This window comes from Paenibacillus pinihumi DSM 23905 = JCM 16419 (assembly GCF_000422505.1).
Lineage (GTDB): Bacteria > Bacillota > Bacilli > Paenibacillales > Paenibacillaceae > Paenibacillus_D > Paenibacillus_D pinihumi.
Genome location: NZ_KE383865.1, coordinates 739,569 through 756,587, shown reverse-complemented (window position 1 = coordinate 756,587; position 17,019 = coordinate 739,569). Strand labels below are relative to the sequence as shown.

The following is a 17,019-nucleotide window of genomic DNA, read 5'->3' as shown; positions in this document are numbered from 1 at the left end:
CGGCCAAAAGCTCTGCAAAATGACAGTTGTTGCTTCCATGGTATTTCTCCTTGTACAAGGTCACCACCCGTTCCTTGATTTCATCCGCCAGCGCATGGCTCGGTTTCCGACCCCGGTTTCCATGGGCAAGTTTTTGTGCGCCTCCTGTTTGGTAGTTTTTTTTCAACCGGATGACCTGGCGCTGCGTCATCCCCAAGGCTGCCGCTCCTTCCGCATTCGTCATATGTCCCTCAAGAATCTTCTCCACTACGTGTACCTTCTTCAGTTCGGCTTTTGTCAACGTAATTGTCTCCTGTCCCATAGTGACATTATCTCAGAACAGTTATGGGATGACATTATCACAGAAGAATAACACAGTTTTCAACTTTTGATTGCTTAAAAAAATACTTTCTGCTATTATCTTACCTAGACTTATTAAACATGTTTAATAAGTTAATAATCCAGCTGCAGTGCATGATCCTATGGTGGATTCATGGTTGGAAATCCAGTAAGACAAGGGTTGTGGTTCGGCAATATGAGAGTAATAGCGACTCAAAAATTGCATGGCTATTCTGCAAGTCCATATAACGATCTTGAAAATCCGGCTTATGTCGCCTGCATTTTCGTCCGGGCCAAACCGGATAAAGTATCGTTTACCTATGGAATAGCCAGCCTGTCCGGAGTTTTGATACAGAAGAACCATATGGAACTGCGGCAGCTGAATGCTGATGTTATTGCCGGGATCGTGGAGACGTTAAAGGAAATGTATACGAACTTAAAGGCACTCGGGATCGGCTTATGGGGCAATGTCCATAAAGGGGTCATTACAGGCTGTGATATTCCGGAACTTCTTCATGTTCCTTTGGAGAGTATCCTCAAAGAAAAGCTAAATATCGAGGTTTTCATTGAAAATGAATTAAACTTGACGGCTTACGGCTATTATCAGGAGCTTGACTATCAGTTACCGGCCACCATCGCCCTTGTTGCCCTCTATCGGGGAAAACCTCCACGTGCCGGAATTATCATTGATGGAAGCCTTCATAAAGGGGACAGGAACCTTGCCGGTGAGATCGCCTGTTTGCCTTGTCTGTCGGAAAAGGAATTAACCGTTCAGCCGCAATACAGGGCTGCGGTTATTGACCAGGCTTCGAAAATTGTGATGACCCTGGCTTCCGTATTAAATCCGAAAACCGTCATTTTCATCTCGGATCAGCTCGATGCAGCCGATCTGAAACGCACCGCAGCCCATTGCTCCGGGCACATGCCGGCGGTACAGATTCCAGAGCTTGTAAAGCTCCAGCATCCCGATCCCAGCTATATGGGCGGACTTGTAAAAAGAACGATTCAACGGATCACCTGTTCATAAAATCCGGATGGATTAATTTTCAAATTGGAAGGACAAAAGGCAACATGACAACGATGAAAACAGAAAAACAAAAAATGCTTGATGGAGAGCTTTATCTCGCTGCTGATCCCCAGCTTGCAAAAGAGCGGGATTATGCCCGTCAAATGACGCGAATTTACAATCAAACAACGGAGACGGACGGCGGACTGCGCTCGGAAATACTCAAAAAATTGCTTGGCTCTACAGGGGAACAATTCTTTATGGAGCCTAATATACGCTTTGATTACGGATATAACATTCATATCGGGGAAAATTTCTACTCCAACTTTGATTGCACAATCCTGGATGTATGCGAGGTCCGCTTCGGCGATAACTGCATGCTGGGGCCGGGTGTCCATATTTATGCTGCAACCCATCCGCTCCACCCGGATGAGCGCAATGCAGGTCCGGAGTACGGCAAGCCTGTAACGATCGGCAGCAATGTGTGGATTGGCGGCCGTGCAGTCATCAATCCCGGAGTTACAATCGGCAATAATGTCGTCATCGCTTCAGGCGCTGTCGTTACCAAGAATGTGCCTGACAATCAGATTGTAGGCGGAAATCCGGCTAAAATCATTAAAGAAATTCATTTATAGAGCGGATCAAACCGGACAGACCCGTGTGAGTTTCACTTTACACGCACTCGCACGGGGCCTTTCTAGTCATATTTCGCTCTGCAGTCCTCCACTTTGAAGAAGGTGTTTGTCATGCGGGCCATCTCTTCCGGTGTCTCCACGCACCCGCGGACCACCCATGTTCTGAGCATATTCCACAGGCCGCCGGCAACCATGATCCGCATATACTCCTTCTCCAGCTCATTCGTAATTACCTCTCCCCCAAACATAGGCTCCATCGCTTCCAGGTAGCGGATATACTGATCGTTTATCAACGAGAACATTTGATTTTCAACTGCCATTTTCAAAAAAAACTTGTGCTTCTCCCAATACGTAAAATAGGCCAGCGGTATGTCATATGGCTCAATGCGATGATCCTGTACATAATCGTTAAATTCTTCATACATCATATCCATAATGGCTACAAGCACAGATTCCTTGCATGTAAAGTGCCGGTAAAAGGTCTTCCTGACCAAATCGGCTTTTTGGCAGATCTCCGTCACCGTAATCTGGTGATACGGCTTTTCCTTTAAAAGCTCCAGCATGGCTTCGCACAGCCATCTTTTCGACCGTTCTGCGAGCGGATTAGCGCTAATCAGCATGTCACAAATCACCTCTAATGTGTAACTTCTGTCCCTTTTATTGACCGTCCATACTACACATAACTATAATTGATTTCCAAAGGGTCATACAAGTTTTGCACTTTTGGCAAGCAAAAAGTGAGGTCAATCATCTCATAAGCAAGGCTGCCAGGAGGAGCATGACACAAAAATTGGAACTGTGACGTTAACCTTATATAGAGAGAGCATAAAGGGCTGCGGACAGACTCCCAAATAGATGTTGGTTGGCGTCAAACAGCAGGCATTATTCATGAAAGATGAATCATAAACGGAAGGATGGATCGGAATGGTACAAAATCATGAAAAAGCAGTTGTCGTTGGAGCTGGAATGGCAGGGCTGGTCACTGCCCGGGTGCTGTCGGATTATTTCAAAGAGGTTATTATCGTGGAGAGAGATACCTTCCCGGAGGAACCCGTTGACCGGGCTGGTGTGCCGCAATCGTTTCATCCGCACCGGATGCTGCCCCGCGGCCAGATGATTCTGGAGCAATTTTTCCCTGGTTTTATAGATGATATGCTGGATAAAGGGGCTCAGCCTGCACATCAGGAGCGCTCCCTTCTCGTGAATCAATACGGTACCATTGAGGCCCAGGCCACAGAAAAAAGCGCTTCGAGCAGCAGGGCTTTGCTGGAATGGGTCATTCGCGAGCGTGTGAAGCAGCTTAAAAATGTCCATATTCTTTCGGACACAGAAGTAACCGGACTCACAACCTCAGATGACCAGCAAACGATTACAGGCATCAAAACGAAGGAGCGCAGCGGTCCGCGGACCGAGGATACATTGCCGGCTGATCTGGTTGTGGATACTGCAGGGCGAACCTCCAAGGCCAGCCGCTGGCTTGAAGCACTTGGCTATTCCATTCCGGAAGCTGAGCGGCTGAATGTCTCGCTTGGCTACAGCACCCGCTATTACCGGATTCCTGAGCATATGCGGCAAGACTGGAAGCTGATCATGTCCGATGCCGATCCGGAGAAGGGAACCAGCACCTCCCTGCTCATGAGAATTGAACATCACATTGTGATGGCGCTCCTGTTCAGTGCAGGGGGCAAACACTACCCTTCTACAGATCCGGAACAATTCCTCGAGGAAATAAAAGATGTTCAGGCAAAGGGCCTGGATGAGCTTCTTAACCAATTGGAGCCGCTCCAGGGTCCCCGCGGATACCGGATTCAGGAATCCGTGCGCAATCACTTTGAACAGATGGAGAAATGGCCAGCGGGATTGCTGGTGCTTGGCGATGCACTATGCTCGTTTGATCCGATTTACGGCCAAGGCATGACCGTAGGGGCGATCGAAGCTGAAACCCTTGGTACCTGTCTGAAGGAGCAGTTAAGCAACCCGCAGCCTGATTTCGAACGCCGTGTGTTCCAGCGGATCCAAAAAGCGATTGCCCCTGCCTGGTGGCTGAGCTCCATCTCGGATTTACGCTGGGACGGGGTCGAGCATAGCGATGCGCATGTCCTGCAAGGCGCCGCTTTTGCACAGAAATATATCAATCTGTATTCAAAAAAAGCCACGATGCTGGCTTCCGAGCACAATGACAAGTCCATGCACGGCGCCTTGTTCATGATGAACGGATTGATTCTTCCGCCGCGTGAGTTCTTTAACGCACAAATTCTTCAAATGCTCTTGAATGATGGTGGATCGCAGGAAGAGCAGGAACTGCGGGCTGAGCTGGGTGAAGTAGAGCCGGAAGGGTATCAGGCCCGGATCGACGAGCTGATTCCTTCCTTCGACGGTGCCTTTGATGAAAAAGTGCTTGGCATTTTGGCAGCAATGAAGCAGCAGGCCAGCTTGAACTCATAGCTCAAATAAGAACTGAAAATAACCGCCCCATTACCGCATCATTAGCGGCTATGGGGCGGTTTGCTGTTTATATCTATGTCCGATTCGGATATCGCCGCGAAATAATCTACCCCGCGGAATTCCTGGTGAACCTGCCAGATGGATCGACAAATCAGGGCCGCGCCCGGTACTGCTCGTATCTGCCATTCTGAGCAGCCAAGCGGGTCATAAGACTGGAAAAGCCCGGTTATACATCATCCTGCGGGTTTGTGGCTAATCTACGTCTCCCCACCAGTTTGCATTTGGATATTCCTTGGCTTCGACGAACACGGTTTCTCCTATCCTTGGAGTCGCCAGCTCGGCATTTAGATTGCCGGCTGCCTCCCGGGCCCGCTCAACAGGGTCGGTCCAGCTATGCAAGGCTAATGTGAATGCGCCCCAGTGAACAGGGATCATCCGTTTACCTTGCACATCCAGATTGGCCATCACGGATTCCTCCGGCGTCATGTGAATATTCGCCCATTTCTCATCATATTGACCGCATTCCATCAGTGTAAGGTCAAACGGCCCGTACTTGCTGCCAATCTCCTTGAAGTGCGGCGCATAACCGCTATCCCCGCTATAATAGATTTTTGATCTCTCGCCAAGAATAGCCCAGGAGCTCCATAGTGTAGAACCTCCTCCACTGGCTCCTCCCCTTCCGGAGAAATGTCTGGCTGGCGTGCTGACAATGGTTAGCCCCTGAAACGATACTTCTTCCCACCAATCCAGCTCTTGAATGTTGCCCGGATCGACTCCCCACTTCGTCAGATGCCCGGCGACTCCCAGCGGCACAATGAATTGCTTTACCTTTTCTTTAAGCTTCAGGATCGAACCGTAATCCAGATGATCATAATGATCATGGGAAATAATGACCGCATCTATTTCAGGCAAGTCCTCAATCTGTGCCGGGAGCTGGTCACTGTAACGCTTGGGGCCAAAGTAACGGACAGGAGACGCATAATCCCCAAATACGGGATCAATCAACAGCTTCACTCCGCTTGCTTTTAGCAATAGGGTGGAATGCCCGAACCATATGACCTGATCCTCCGGATTTTCCAGATAGGCTTTTGAATCAAATGGAACAACCGGGATGCTTCCCTTCGGTTTTCCGTCGGGTCTGCCTTTTACCGTTTTGATGAGAGCGTCAGCCGTATCTTTCAAGCTGTAATCCATCGGTGTCGGTATTTGATTTTGAAACTTTCCGTCGATAAAATTTACAGATTCCCGGATTCGCTCCCGGCTTTCCGCTGAACTTTTTCCGCCAAGAGGCGGATAATAGTGCAGGATCAAGAAAATAAATATGGCAATGATAGCGATGATGGTGATAATAATGTAATACTTCATTCTATTTCTATCCTACTTTCTGTTCGTTATAATTTTATCATGTCCCTTCAGAGACCACCCCGCATTAAGTGTACATCTTAAAGTGCACTTTAAGTCAAGCAGGAATATGCAAGCGGGCAAAAAAGAGATGGGTATTCTTTCTGGACTTTCCAGAATGATAGCCATCTCTGAACGGATAACGGGTAACTATTAAATAATAATCGCAATGTATCTGTGACAAGCTTAGGATTTTGATAACAATCCATTCAATACAAGCTGAAAGACCGCTTCAAATCGGGATTCAGCATCCGGCGTTTCCCATTCGGGCGCATGGGCGGTATGATGAAAGCGGCTGGTAGCCATAAACACAGCAAAAGCAGATTGACGTGCGTCCTTACAGCCAAATACACCGGATGACATTCCAGATTCTATAATTGATGCCAGTTGAAGCAAAAGGCTTTCCACATGGAACTCCACAGCTCCTTCTGTCTCCGCAACCAACAAGGCGTACATCGCGAATAATTCCGGGTCTTTACGGGCACGCTCACGCTTGAAATCCCACAAGCTTCTTAGCCAGCGGTACAGCAATTGATCGGGTGCTTTTTTCTCCGCCAAGACAGCACCCAAAGGCTCAAATACCCCGTGCAGCCACCTGTCCACAACGGCCTTCCGCAAAGCTGCTTTATTGTCATAGTGCCTATATAAAGCTGCATGGCTAACCCCGATTGCGCGGGCAATATCCGACACATTCGCTTTGGAAGGCCCGTATTTGCGCAAAACAGCCTCAGCAGCATCCAAAATCAAATCCTTCGTTAAGGTTTCTTCTGCCATAAATCCTACCCCCTTTACAGGTTCTTTATAGGTTCGATCTTATCATATCAAGTTACACTTAACAAATTACAACAGTTGTAACTTGGGTATCTCTTCCTTTTCAAACTCTAATCCAAAAATCCTCCCCTTAAGATGGGCAATATTTTCTCTGCAAACTGTTGTGGCGTTTCGGATCTCTTCTCTATGTTCCATCGATAAGTTACGCCGTATATGGACCACGTCAATATATTCGCCGCCAGCCTTAGCGTATCTTCATCGGTATCTTTACAATCCTTTATCATGATTTGCAAAATCATATGCTCCAGTTCAACTTTTATATTTTTCTCTACATGCGGCGCGATCGCCTCATAATTTCTCCTGCATAGCTTTTGCGAAATCTCATGGTACTCACATAAGGTAATTACGATGCTTTGAATCGTTTCTTCCGTAAGCTCCGAATATTGATTTACTCTTTTATGGGCAAATTCAATAAAGGACGCCGATAAAAAACGGTCGATAAGCGCAAATTTATCTGTGAAATGGGCATAAAAAGTCGCTCTGTTTATCGTGGCCTGCTTGGAAATATCGCTTACGGTAATGGAGTAAAAATCCTTTTTGCCAAGTAAATCAACAAAAGCATCAATAATCAACTGCCGCGTCCGAACTACGCGGGGATCATTAGGATTCACTTCAGTAATAGTCAATAGTCCGCTCTTCCCTTCATGATGAAGCTTTACTTCTCATTCATTATATATAATCTGTTGCATTCGCAACAACTGTCGGAAAGTTTGCCCTGCAAACCGTCCGCATATTTTCTGCATTACCTTTGAAAAACCAACATCTTTTCTGAGCTTTTGCTTAAGCAACAGAATCCGAATATTGTTGGTTGATTCGGCCTGTCCGGATATTTACAATAACACATGTAACTTAAATAACAACTGTTGCTTTTGTTATCATCAAATAATTTGAAGGGAGCGTCCACAACTATGTCTATCAACAATCACCCTGTTGTTCAAGTACCTGCTGTTTACCATCGAAGAATCGGAGACATCACGGTTACTGTAATTTCTGACGGTCATTCAGAGCTTCCTTTCTGGCCCTACTACGAATTATCCGAGGATATTGGCAAAGAAATGCTCCAAGCCGATTTTGAGACAAGTCCTATTGTTCTCAATACGAATTGCTTCATTGTGAACATTCAAGGCCGGATAACCTTAATCGATGCGGGTCTGGGAATGGGGATTGGAACCGCATTAAGCAACATTAAAGCAGCCGGCATTGATGTCCAGGATATTGCAACGGTATTGCTGACCCATATACATCCTGATCATACAAATGGGCTGATTCATACGGATGGAACAAGGGTATTTCCAAACGCGGAAGTCGTGGTCCAAGAAACTGAATTCTCGTACTGGATGGATAGCAGCAACATTAGTAATCCTTCAGACAGGCAGGAAGCAGCCAATTTTCAGATGGCACAAGCTGCATTTGCCCCATACGAGAGCCGTATCCGGACATTTACCAGTAGCGAAAAAGAGCCTGTCCCGGGCATTCAAGCTATTGCAGCACCAGGACATACACCTGGCCATACCGTCTATCTGATCGAGTCCAAAGGTGAAAAGCTGCTAATCTGGGGTGATGTGATTCATAACACCTCGATCCAGTTGCAAAGGCCGGAGGAAAAAGTAATCATGGATGTTTGTCCTGAGGTTGCAGTTGAAACCCGAATCCGGATTTTGGATTTTGCGGCCGGTGAACAGCTTCTTGTCACTGGTATGCATCTGCACTTCCCCGGCTTTAGCTATATCCGAAAAGATAAAGACCGCTATGTGCTTCTTCCGGAGAAATGGAAGCCGAGCTTGTAAGAAAAAAATGGAGGGAATTCATATGACAAAATCAAAAGTATGGTTTATAACAGGAGCATCCAAAGGCCTGGGGCTTACCTTGGTCAAGCAATTGTTGAATAACGGGGAAAAGGTTGCTGCCACATCCCGGACTATCGCTGAATTGCAGAAAGCCGTTCAACCCGAATCTGAACATTTCTTGCCGCTATCTGTTAATTTGAAAGACGAAGCCAGCGTTGAAGCTGCAATTAAAAGTACGGTTCAAAAGTTCGGTTCAATTGACGTTATTGTCAATAATGCCGGATATGGCCTTGGTGGCAGCATTGAAGAGCTCACAGATGAAGAAACGCGTCAAAACTTTGATATCAACGTATTCGGCACACTGAATGTGATCCGAAAAGCATTGCCTTATCTGCGGGCTGAAAAATCCGGGCACATCATCAATATTGCTTCGGCCGGAGGTTATATTGGCAGCGGCGGCTTTGGCGTCTACAGCGGAACCAAATTTGCCGTAATTGGCTTAACCGAGGCTCTTGCCGAGGAGGTTAAGGATTTTGGCATTCATGTAACCGTCATTGCTCCTGGCTTCATGAGAACGAGCTTCCTGGACAGCAATTCGGTTGCCTACGCCAAAAATGAAATTGATGCCTATCAGGCCGTACGAAATCTGAAAGCTTCCTTCGATGCCTTCAGCGGAAACCAGGGCGGAGATCCTGAGAAAGCGGCCCAAGCCATCATTCAAACGGCTGCGCTCGAACATCCTCCCCTTCATTTGCTGCTCGGCTCTGATGCTTACCAGCTTGTTGCGGAAAAATTCGATGCTCTGAAACAGGAATTTGAGCAATGGAGCGAATTAAGCCATTCCATTGGCTTTGATAACTAAATAAGGCTGGCAGCACCCTGTTGCTATAGAAGTTGATTTTTCTCTCGAAAACGACTTCTATTGTAACAACAAGGTCTGTATAATATTTCTCATTTTTTTACAGGGGCTCGATGAAAACATCTTCCTCTACGGAGAGCTCAAACAGTAATCAAAGGATTATTGTATCTCAGAATCTGGTGGTGGTACTTTTGCATTTTGTTTTTCTTCCACTGTAACAATCCCATCAATATTTGCTATTTTAGGTCGCATCGTGGTTGTTACTTTTCCAGTAATTATGCCGATTATTTTATGTACATCTTTAACTATAAAACCTGATTTTCTGAGGTCATCTGCTACCTGTTCTATTCGGTCTAAATGTTTCCCATCCACTGTAATTATTACATCTTTGGTCTCCATGAACTTACCTCCGATAGAATTGTCATTTAACTGACTTTCAATTTATACCGGAGTCATTTAAATGACTCCGGTATCCTTTTTCCTTTTAATCTTTAAGGCGCTTGAACGATACCAGCACCAACATCCAAATTCGGAAGAGAGAGCCTACGGGCATTACTTGAAAGCAGTTGCCATAATTGATAGCCACGGGCTTGATATGCTTCAGCGAACAACGCCGCGATACCTGATACATGAGGTGTTGCCATGCTAGTTCCGTCTATTATTTTATAACGATTGGGCAGTGTCCACGAAGAAAATATCCTTACGCCCGGCGCTGCTATATCGATCTCCCCTCCCTCATTATTTCCAGACCTTGGTGAGAAACTAGCAGCTTGCAATCGATTATTAAGTGCGGCTACTGCCATTATCGATTTACTGTTGGCTGGACGTCCGACACAACTGAAATTTCCTCGGCCTCGATTAGCAGTGTTACCTGCGGCTGCGATTATTAGGCCACCCTGCTGTAGCGCACGTTGCCCAACTTGTTCGTAGGCAATCGTGGTTGTACAGATGGGAACTGCAGGACCTAATGACATTGAAATAATATGGCAGTTATTAGAAAGTGCCCATTCGATGCCGGCCAAGACCCCCATATCATCACCGTTACCAGAGTTGCCGAGAACTTTCCCAACATAAATTTCACTTTCATAAGCGACCCCATATCGTTGTCCGGTGTTTGATCGAGCACCGCAAGCAGTTCCAATGCAATGCGTGCCATGACCATGTACATCTTGAACGGTCTCACCGCTGACAAATGATTGGCTTTCGATTCTTCTTCCCCTAAAATCTGGATGGGAAAAATCAAAGCCGGTATCCAGTACAGCAACTCGAATCCCGCGCCCACTATACTGCGAATTGTTAACATTAGTAGCTTGAAGTCCCCACGTTTCCATTGAGGTATCCTCATATACCTCCATTACTTGTTGATCCGTCGTGGATATATTTAAATCACCTGAAACGAGTCTTTGGTAAAGGCTATCTATCTCATCACGGCAGCCTTTGATGTAGCTTAAAGGTATATTTGCATCATTTCCATTATTCAGCTCAATTGGATTCAAATCTTCAATGGCATGCATCATCAGTTCGGGTTCGTAAGCAATAATTGATGTTTTTTCATCTTCATTAGCCATTTGTAATTGCATCATTTGTTGTTCATCCGCCTCAATAACAGCAACACCTAATTTCTCATAAACGGCGCCTTTTGCAGATTTGACTTGGTCAATATTCCAGTTACCTTCAATGAAATCTGATGTTGTCGGAATATTCTTCACGCCGGTTAAGTTATTAAGTAATCTCATTCCATCTTGAATAGCATCTTGACGGAACGTTACAATGTATCTTCCAGTATATACATTCTTATTAACGTCCCCAATTAATGGGTTCATTTAAGTCTCCTCCTTATTATTTTAGAATTTACAACCCAGTTAATAAGTGTTCCAAAAATGTAACGAAAATATTCTTTAACCTTTCTTCACACCCGACATTACACTAACGTCCCTCTTCTAAATTTATGAGGAAATTTCATTATCTTAAAGGACTGGCATGGCCAATCAGCCAGTTCGTAAGAGAATATTTCGACGAAAAGAGAAACAATGCCAGTCACAGAACGATCATTTTTTATTCGTTTTACAGACCAACAATAATAAAGCACTTGCTTGAACTAGGAAAGTTTTACTTTGAGAACGAGGGTGACGTAGTTTTATCAGATTATTGATCTATGTGCAAAAATTGCTGTCCATGGTTTTGATGCTTGATATGAATTTCACGAGAGTTGGTAGCTAAATTAATACCTCCTGAACAGCGATTGTAACTAATGAGATTGTTAGGCTGAGATATATTTATCTTTTTTAGAAAGGGGCATCACATAATGCCAAAAATTAGAATATCCAGTTTCAATATTGAATGGATGAACGATTGGTTTACACATGATGCAGAGCCTGCAGCTTTTAGACCTAACTTCACTAAGGAAGGCCATACCTCTAATACAGATGAAACAGCCCGTCGAGCAGCGAATACTATAAGGGACATTGATCCTGATATTCTGGCTGTACAGGAAGGACCTAGTCGTCCTGAAGAGATGGCACTGTTCATACAGCAATACCTTTCTAGAAATGGAGGACCGATATACCAGTTTTTCCTAAGCGATTCTGGACGCGAACAAAAGACAGCAATACTTTATAAACCAGAAGCTGTTAGTTTTATAAAACTGGCTTCTCACTCTGATATTACGAGTCTAATTGACGAGTGGTTGACAGATGTTGATGGTGATGAGCATCTTGAGGCATATCAGTTCACTCGCTTACCGCTTGTTATTAATGCTCAAATAGGAGGAGACTCCTTACAACTTATAGTGCTTCATACGAAATCAAGTTTTGTCAATCGCGGCAAAGAAATGTGGGAAGATCCGGTCACTCGCCAGAATTATATTCACGAAGCACTCAGGAACCGAAGGCGGAACTCGGCTGAAGCCATGCGAGTAAGACAGTACATTGACACTAGACAACTCGGCGACAACCGCTCTCCAGTGAAATACTGGAAAGCGATCGCTGCATGAGTTCTTTTTTTTACTTTCTACTTGCCGGGCTATACCTACTTCTTAACTTTTTTCACCGCGACACAAGCTTATGCTCTTTAAATTAGAAATCTCTATTTCAAGGGGATTTCAAAGAACTAATGTTAGTGTCGTTGTTAGTTCGGAGCAACATTCCTGAATTTCCGATCAATAGGTTTTAGAATCATAAAGCTAATCCAAGATTTCGTTGGAAAGATCGCTGTAGTGACGGCGCTCCCAAAACTTCGAATTCCCCCAGCGTTGCTCCATACTATAATATTTCGTCCATTGCACAAGATAGTCACGATAACTTCTTCTTACATCATTCTCGTATTTTTGGAGAAAAGAGAAGGATCCAGACTGCAAATAATCGGTGACTGCCAATGCCGCTTTTTCACCCATATTTAGTCCTTTTTGAATACCAAAGGAAGAGAGTGGATCAAAAGCACATGCCGCATCACCAACTGCCAGCCAATTTTCATCCACAATCTTAGTCAAACAACTACTCGCGGCTGTTCGTATCTTCAACTTTCCTCCTGTCAAACAAAAACTAGAGCGAAGTTTGGTATAAAGTGTTTTTTGCAAGCCTGACGTCCAGCCTTCAATTGACAAGTAGCCCTTATCTTTAGCAATGTCCGCATCTGTGAAGAAATATATGACCAGTTGGCCAGACGGAACAAATGCCGAATACCACCATCCGTCTTCCACCGATTCCGTTAACGTGTACAAGTCCCGAAGCATTCCAGGTTTTATAGACATGATACCTCTTATACCAATTAGATTATCCACCCTCATTCGTTGAGTCCTCGATGACGAGTCCCCCTTGCTCGTTCGTCCAGTCGCATCTATTACCATTCGCGCCGACATAGTCTCGTACTCTCCATTCAATTGAATCAACCACCTGCCGGAAGAACATTTGTGCAGTAAACGAACTATCCTTCCTGTGAACACGCGGACACCAGCCTGTTTTGCTGAATCTGTCAGCATCATGTCAAATTTGTCTCGATTCAGATGCCAACCAGTTCCATATGGAGTAAAAATAAACTGGGTTTCTTTGAGTAAACAATCCCCCCATGCAGAGCGGTTTCCGTAAGAAGGTAAATGTTGATCCAGGCAAAAGCGCTCCCATAGTCCCATGTTTTGCAAGTATGGTTTGATGGTCGGATGAATGGTTTCTCCCATACGTCCCTCTTGTTCAAGGCTGCGTTCAACCAACGCAACGGATACCCCTCGTTTGGCCAACTGCAAAGCAGAAGAGACCCCGGCAGGGCCTCCACCAATTACTACTACATCAAAGTTAACATCTGAATAACTAGTTTTCATTGACTAGTGAACCATCCCTAATCCCCACACTTTAGGCAGTTTTTTATGTTTGTCAGGATTGTAGCTCATTATCGCTGTCATAAAGGATGCGTGCTGTAATTCCTTTGGTATCGGACATCCATCAGTAATCCATTCTTTGATGATGTTACGTTCGTCATTGTTGAAGAAGGGCTCCATCGGCCCACCCAAATTGACCAATTTCCACAACTGGCTGTTTGATACGTCTTTAGGCACTACGAATTTACTTTGAATTAAAGCCTCCATCATTCCCTCGGGATCAGCAAACCACTCATTAATAGTCTTGGTTTCACCGTTTCTAGTCAGGGTAGATGATTCAGGATGCCTTGAGCTTCCCGCCGCTGCCTTTATCTTGATCAGATCACGCATAGCGGTTCCCGTATCTCTTGTAGGAGCCGGAGAAGATGATTGACAATCCTTCAACGAAAGGATGTAATCGCGAATCACTTCAACCTCTTGTTCCGTGAACACCTTGTACATTGGACCTTGGAAATTCAACAGTTCAAGGAAGGGGCTGTTTTCCGGCTGCCCCGGAACAATTAAATTCTGTGAAATTAATTTCTCCAACAATCCTTCTGGATTCTCGAAGGATTTATTCAATTCACCATCCCACGCCTTTCCATGTGCTGTTTTTGCAACTGGAGCCTTTTTCTTGATTAGATCGATCATTCGTTTTCTTCTTGCTTCAGGGGACTCATCGAATTTGTCTCTAATTCTGAGAAGCATATCACCGACTGTTCCCGTCACTAGAAAGCAGAGATACCCATTCCAAATTCTCTTCCAAACTTGAGATACTGTTTCTTCCCCAGCTTCTCTTCTTATTTTATCCAAGTATATTTTTACTATATCTTTAGCGATTGCACCATGCCCAGATGCAATATTATCGATCGCAACATGAAGACTGTAAAAATGCGGATCGATATGTCTCTTCTTTAACAATTCAACATATTGAGATAGTGTTGGTGTCGCTTCCCACTCAAGATACAAGGTCATTCCAATAATCTCAGGCAGCAGCTCATTAGGGAATTGGGAAATTGCTAATTGCATGACTGGATTACTGAATGATTCATCCCATATATCTTTTTGGTCGACAAAGGCTCGCGAACTGGTTTCAGGCATATAAATCCCGAGTCCATGCAAATAATCGCGATAGACGTTAGAGTGATTATGTTCTACGATTCCGTTTCCAGCCTCGTCAGCCCAAATTGAAAATAATCCGGATCTGACTTCATCAATAGGTCCTGCTTTCGCAACATTTTGTATCCAAGCTCCATCTACAAGATTAAAAGGAGCTGATTGTTTTGCTCGTTCGATTATAAATTTACGCGGAAACTTTTCGAGATCCTTAATAACATCATAATTTTCATAGTCAAATACGAGCCGGTCATAAATATACTGCATTCTCTCATCAAATGCTTCTGGAGTGTAATCAAAGAATCGATACATGTTTGGGAATGCCGAATCATCTTGTGCTAACCACGATTCGTTCAAGTATTTTTGTGCTAATCTTCGGATCTGAGGTAAAAATTGTTGATGAGAATCAATATTCATCAAAATATAGAAGTATTCACGCTCAGTTACTTCCTCGAACTCAAATTGACTGTCTGTCAAATTACCACGTTCAGTTTCAATATAGTACGTTTCTCCATGAAGTCCTGGTTTTGGTGTAATAAATCCTAGCTTACTCCATTTGATTACCATGTCATTATTACCTGAGTGGTCATTATTGCCTGATCCAACACCTCGAGCCCAATCATCCCGTTTGGTAAATAGAGAATTGATGTATGTCTTTTCACTTTCTTCACTAAGTGTTTCGGGACCCGTATGAAGCAGCTTCTTATAGGTTTCCTCAGTCATAACGTCATTTGGTCGATGTGAGGGCCACCAGGTAGGAATGCTCTCAGCCGTCAAAACCGTGCAATCATAGAAATCTGACTGCCATGGCACTGCCATTCTTTTGGTAAACTCACCAGCAAGGTATTTACCGGCATTAATTCGGAAAGGTTCCATATAGATCTCTTCATGGCGCATTATCCAAGTAGATTCAATTCCAGGATAAAATGCACCACCAATGCAAAGCGTTAATCCTGCCTTGTCTAGTACTTCAGGTTGATCTTCTACGCGAATATCTTCTAGGTGCAGCTCTGTAGGGGAACCATTCCAGTCAGATTCAAAATTGCCTTGACTCCACTGTTCCAATAAAGCATATTGTGTCTTGGTAACCGTTAACCATGTTTCGGGCTTGTTCCTCTCAGCATCTCCGCCATCACCGGACATCGGAGGCATGAATGAATAATTTGCTTGCTGAATTGCTTGTTCCCCGGTTAGATTGGGATTTCGAACTTGGTTAATAATTTTACTGCGCAATTCGGCACTCTCCGACGTATTATCAGCAAGTTTATCGATATTTTCAAAAAAATTCCCATCCCCCCCTTTAATCCGATGGTAAAGCAAAACCCCTTTGTTAAGCCACTGCAATTCCATTACCCTTCGGAAGATCGGGTAAATATCCTTGGTAAATGACGGCTTCTTTGGAACCGTAGCCCATCCCTTTTTCACAGCGGATTCTAACGCCACATCATAGAGAGACACGATGTTTTCAAAACCAGGAGTGTACTTTGGAGGGGCTACGATGACCCAACTGTCTAAGGCTTTCATTTCAGTCCCATCCGCCTTCAATTTCACAATAGCTGAAACTGGACCATCCGATACATCATCGTGCCAGTATTCGTTGTTCGCATAGTGAGTAATTGGATTGTTTTCTTTGGTCGTACTGGAAAATCCGTACCCTCCGAGCACCAGCAATCTACCCGATTCATCCGTCTTTAATTCACCAAGCGGAACTTCCACCCCAAGAAAATTTCCACCTTCAAATTTATAACGATTCTCTCCACCTTGGTTGATTCCGCTTATCGTCCGCTCGCCGGGTTTAATTTCCAACTGTGCTCGGGCATCCCCTTTGAGATCATTACGCCACTCTCCATTCGGATTAAGACCGTCAAACTTGCGCCAGGATGCTTTGATATTGGCAAGTGTAACGCTCCAAGTAATATCCGCATCTTGCAGTGAGATCTCCTTTACAGGTATTCCTTGCTCATCATATCCGTAAATACGGAATCGGCAAGCTTGGCGTTTTATTCGTCCTTCTGCGTCTTTGAAACCCCCTTCAGGTTGTGGAATACCTTTCAAAGACTCCGGTCCTATAAAATATTGTTCAGGACTATTTCCGATTCTAGAAATTCCTATACCAGGATGAATTTTACAAGATACTATTTTTCTTTCCATTATTCGCTCTCCTTCGCTACTCGGGATTTCTCTAATACATTTCTATCCATTAAAGTTCAATTGTATACATTTTTTACCATTTAATGCATTAAAAAAACCGCCATTTTAAGGCGGCTAAATCA

At 44.5% G+C, this 17,019-nt stretch carries 15 protein-coding genes; 6 read left to right on the top strand and 9 right to left on the bottom strand.

Annotation, left to right across the window (positions count from 1 at the left end; all coding sequences use genetic code 11):
* A partial coding sequence (locus H583_RS0123805; protein WP_028562667.1) for a helix-turn-helix domain-containing protein occupies positions 1 to 280 on the bottom strand: 280 nt, incomplete at its 3' end.
* A gap of 192 nt (positions 281 to 472) precedes the next feature.
* Between H583_RS0123805 and H583_RS0123800 the strand changes: the two genes are divergently transcribed.
* Positions 473 to 1,345 carry an ROK family protein gene (locus H583_RS0123800; protein WP_028562666.1) on the top strand — a complete coding sequence of 291 codons (873 nt, stop codon included), beginning with the start codon at positions 473 to 475 and terminating at the stop codon, positions 1,343 to 1,345.
* A 53-nt stretch (positions 1,346 to 1,398) separates the two neighbouring features.
* Positions 1,399 to 1,959: a sugar O-acetyltransferase gene (locus tag H583_RS0123795; RefSeq protein ID WP_028562665.1), complete on the top strand. Its 561-nt coding sequence runs from the start codon at positions 1,399 to 1,401 to the stop codon at positions 1,957 to 1,959.
* A 62-nt stretch (positions 1,960 to 2,021) separates the two neighbouring features.
* On the opposite strand, the gene H583_RS0123790 is transcribed toward H583_RS0123795, so the two are convergent.
* Positions 2,022 to 2,579, bottom strand: coding sequence for a TetR/AcrR family transcriptional regulator (locus H583_RS0123790; RefSeq protein WP_028562664.1), 558 nt, complete (start codon positions 2,577 to 2,579; stop codon positions 2,022 to 2,024).
* Between the two features lie 304 nt (positions 2,580 to 2,883).
* Between H583_RS0123790 and H583_RS0123785 the strand changes: the two genes are divergently transcribed.
* A complete protein-coding gene (locus H583_RS0123785; protein WP_036710573.1) occupies positions 2,884 to 4,404 on the top strand; it encodes an FAD-dependent oxidoreductase in 1,521 nt (506 codons plus the stop codon).
* Positions 4,405 to 4,656: 252 nt separating this feature from the next.
* Here H583_RS0123785 and H583_RS0123780 read toward each other — a convergent pair whose 3' ends face one another.
* From H583_RS0123780 to H583_RS0123770, 3 genes are all read right to left on the bottom strand, one after another.
* The gene (locus H583_RS0123780) at positions 4,657 to 5,634 is read right to left on the bottom strand and encodes an MBL fold metallo-hydrolase (protein ID WP_211228355.1); all 978 of its coding nucleotides are present in this window, start codon (positions 5,632 to 5,634) and stop codon (positions 4,657 to 4,659) included.
* 357 nt (positions 5,635 to 5,991) lie between these two features.
* Positions 5,992 to 6,579 (bottom strand): TetR/AcrR family transcriptional regulator, encoded by a 588-nt coding sequence (locus tag H583_RS0123775; protein WP_028562661.1) that lies wholly within the window; start codon positions 6,577 to 6,579, stop codon positions 5,992 to 5,994.
* 107 nt (positions 6,580 to 6,686) lie between these two features.
* Complete coding sequence (locus H583_RS0123770) at positions 6,687 to 7,262, bottom strand: TetR/AcrR family transcriptional regulator (RefSeq protein ID WP_028562660.1); 576 nt, start codon at positions 7,260 to 7,262, stop codon at positions 6,687 to 6,689.
* Between the two features lie 282 nt (positions 7,263 to 7,544).
* On the opposite strand from H583_RS0123770, the gene H583_RS0123765 reads away from it, so the two are divergent.
* Positions 7,545 to 8,423, top strand: coding sequence for an MBL fold metallo-hydrolase (locus H583_RS0123765; RefSeq protein ID WP_028562659.1), 879 nt, complete (start codon positions 7,545 to 7,547; stop codon positions 8,421 to 8,423).
* A 22-nt stretch (positions 8,424 to 8,445) separates the two neighbouring features.
* The gene (locus H583_RS0123760; protein ID WP_028562658.1) at positions 8,446 to 9,285 is read left to right on the top strand and encodes an oxidoreductase; all 840 of its coding nucleotides are present in this window, start codon (positions 8,446 to 8,448) and stop codon (positions 9,283 to 9,285) included.
* Positions 9,286 to 9,441: 156 nt separating this feature from the next.
* Here the strand turns inward: H583_RS0123760 and H583_RS0123755 are convergent, their stop codons facing one another.
* Together H583_RS0123755 and H583_RS0123750 are read right to left on the bottom strand one after the other, a co-directional pair.
* A complete protein-coding gene (locus H583_RS0123755; protein WP_028562657.1) occupies positions 9,442 to 9,681 on the bottom strand; it encodes a hypothetical protein in 240 nt (79 codons plus the stop codon).
* Positions 9,682 to 9,773: 92 nt separating this feature from the next.
* The gene (locus H583_RS0123750) at positions 9,774 to 11,105 is read right to left on the bottom strand and encodes a S8 family peptidase (RefSeq protein ID WP_051236892.1); all 1,332 of its coding nucleotides are present in this window, start codon (positions 11,103 to 11,105) and stop codon (positions 9,774 to 9,776) included.
* Positions 11,106 to 11,587: 482 nt separating this feature from the next.
* Here H583_RS0123750 and H583_RS34065 point away from each other — a divergent pair, with 482 nt between their 5' ends.
* Positions 11,588 to 12,274, top strand: coding sequence for an endonuclease/exonuclease/phosphatase family protein (locus H583_RS34065; RefSeq protein WP_245585979.1), 687 nt, complete (start codon positions 11,588 to 11,590; stop codon positions 12,272 to 12,274).
* Between the two features lie 189 nt (positions 12,275 to 12,463).
* On the opposite strand, the gene H583_RS0123740 is transcribed toward H583_RS34065, so the two are convergent.
* Positions 12,464 to 13,594, bottom strand: a complete 1,131-nt coding sequence (locus tag H583_RS0123740) for an NAD(P)/FAD-dependent oxidoreductase (protein ID WP_028562655.1) — start codon at positions 13,592 to 13,594, stop codon at positions 12,464 to 12,466.
* 3 nt (positions 13,595 to 13,597) lie between these two features.
* Positions 13,598 to 16,897, bottom strand: coding sequence for a LodA/GoxA family CTQ-dependent oxidase (locus tag H583_RS0123735; RefSeq protein WP_028562654.1), 3,300 nt, complete (start codon positions 16,895 to 16,897; stop codon positions 13,598 to 13,600).
* Positions 16,898 to 17,019: the final 122 nt, after the last annotated feature.

What these genes read in the sequence shown, in the direction of transcription:
- H583_RS0123800 (WP_028562666.1), top strand. Translation starts at nt 473, where the DNA reads ATGGTTGGAAATCCAGTAAGACAAGGGTTGTGGTTCGGCAATATGAGA.
- H583_RS0123795 (WP_028562665.1), top strand. Translation starts at nt 1,399, where the DNA reads ATGAAAACAGAAAAACAAAAAATGCTTGATGGAGAGCTTTATCTCGCT.
- H583_RS0123790 (WP_028562664.1), bottom strand. Translation starts at nt 2,579, where the DNA reads ATGCTGATTAGCGCTAATCCGCTCGCAGAACGGTCGAAAAGATGGCTG.
- H583_RS0123785 (WP_036710573.1), top strand. Translation starts at nt 2,884, where the DNA reads ATGGTACAAAATCATGAAAAAGCAGTTGTCGTTGGAGCTGGAATGGCA.
- H583_RS0123775 (WP_028562661.1), bottom strand. Translation starts at nt 6,579, where the DNA reads ATGGCAGAAGAAACCTTAACGAAGGATTTGATTTTGGATGCTGCTGAG.
- H583_RS0123765 (WP_028562659.1), top strand. Translation starts at nt 7,545, where the DNA reads ATGTCTATCAACAATCACCCTGTTGTTCAAGTACCTGCTGTTTACCAT.
- H583_RS0123760 (WP_028562658.1), top strand. Translation starts at nt 8,446, where the DNA reads ATGACAAAATCAAAAGTATGGTTTATAACAGGAGCATCCAAAGGCCTG.
- H583_RS0123755 (WP_028562657.1), bottom strand. Translation starts at nt 9,681, where the DNA reads ATGGAGACCAAAGATGTAATAATTACAGTGGATGGGAAACATTTAGAC.
- H583_RS0123750 (WP_051236892.1), bottom strand. Translation starts at nt 11,105, where the DNA reads ATGAACCCATTAATTGGGGACGTTAATAAGAATGTATATACTGGAAGA.
- H583_RS34065 (WP_245585979.1), top strand. Translation starts at nt 11,588, where the DNA reads ATGCCAAAAATTAGAATATCCAGTTTCAATATTGAATGGATGAACGAT.
- H583_RS0123740 (WP_028562655.1), bottom strand. Translation starts at nt 13,594, where the DNA reads ATGAAAACTAGTTATTCAGATGTTAACTTTGATGTAGTAGTAATTGGT.
- H583_RS0123735 (WP_028562654.1), bottom strand. Translation starts at nt 16,897, where the DNA reads ATGGAAAGAAAAATAGTATCTTGTAAAATTCATCCTGGTATAGGAATT.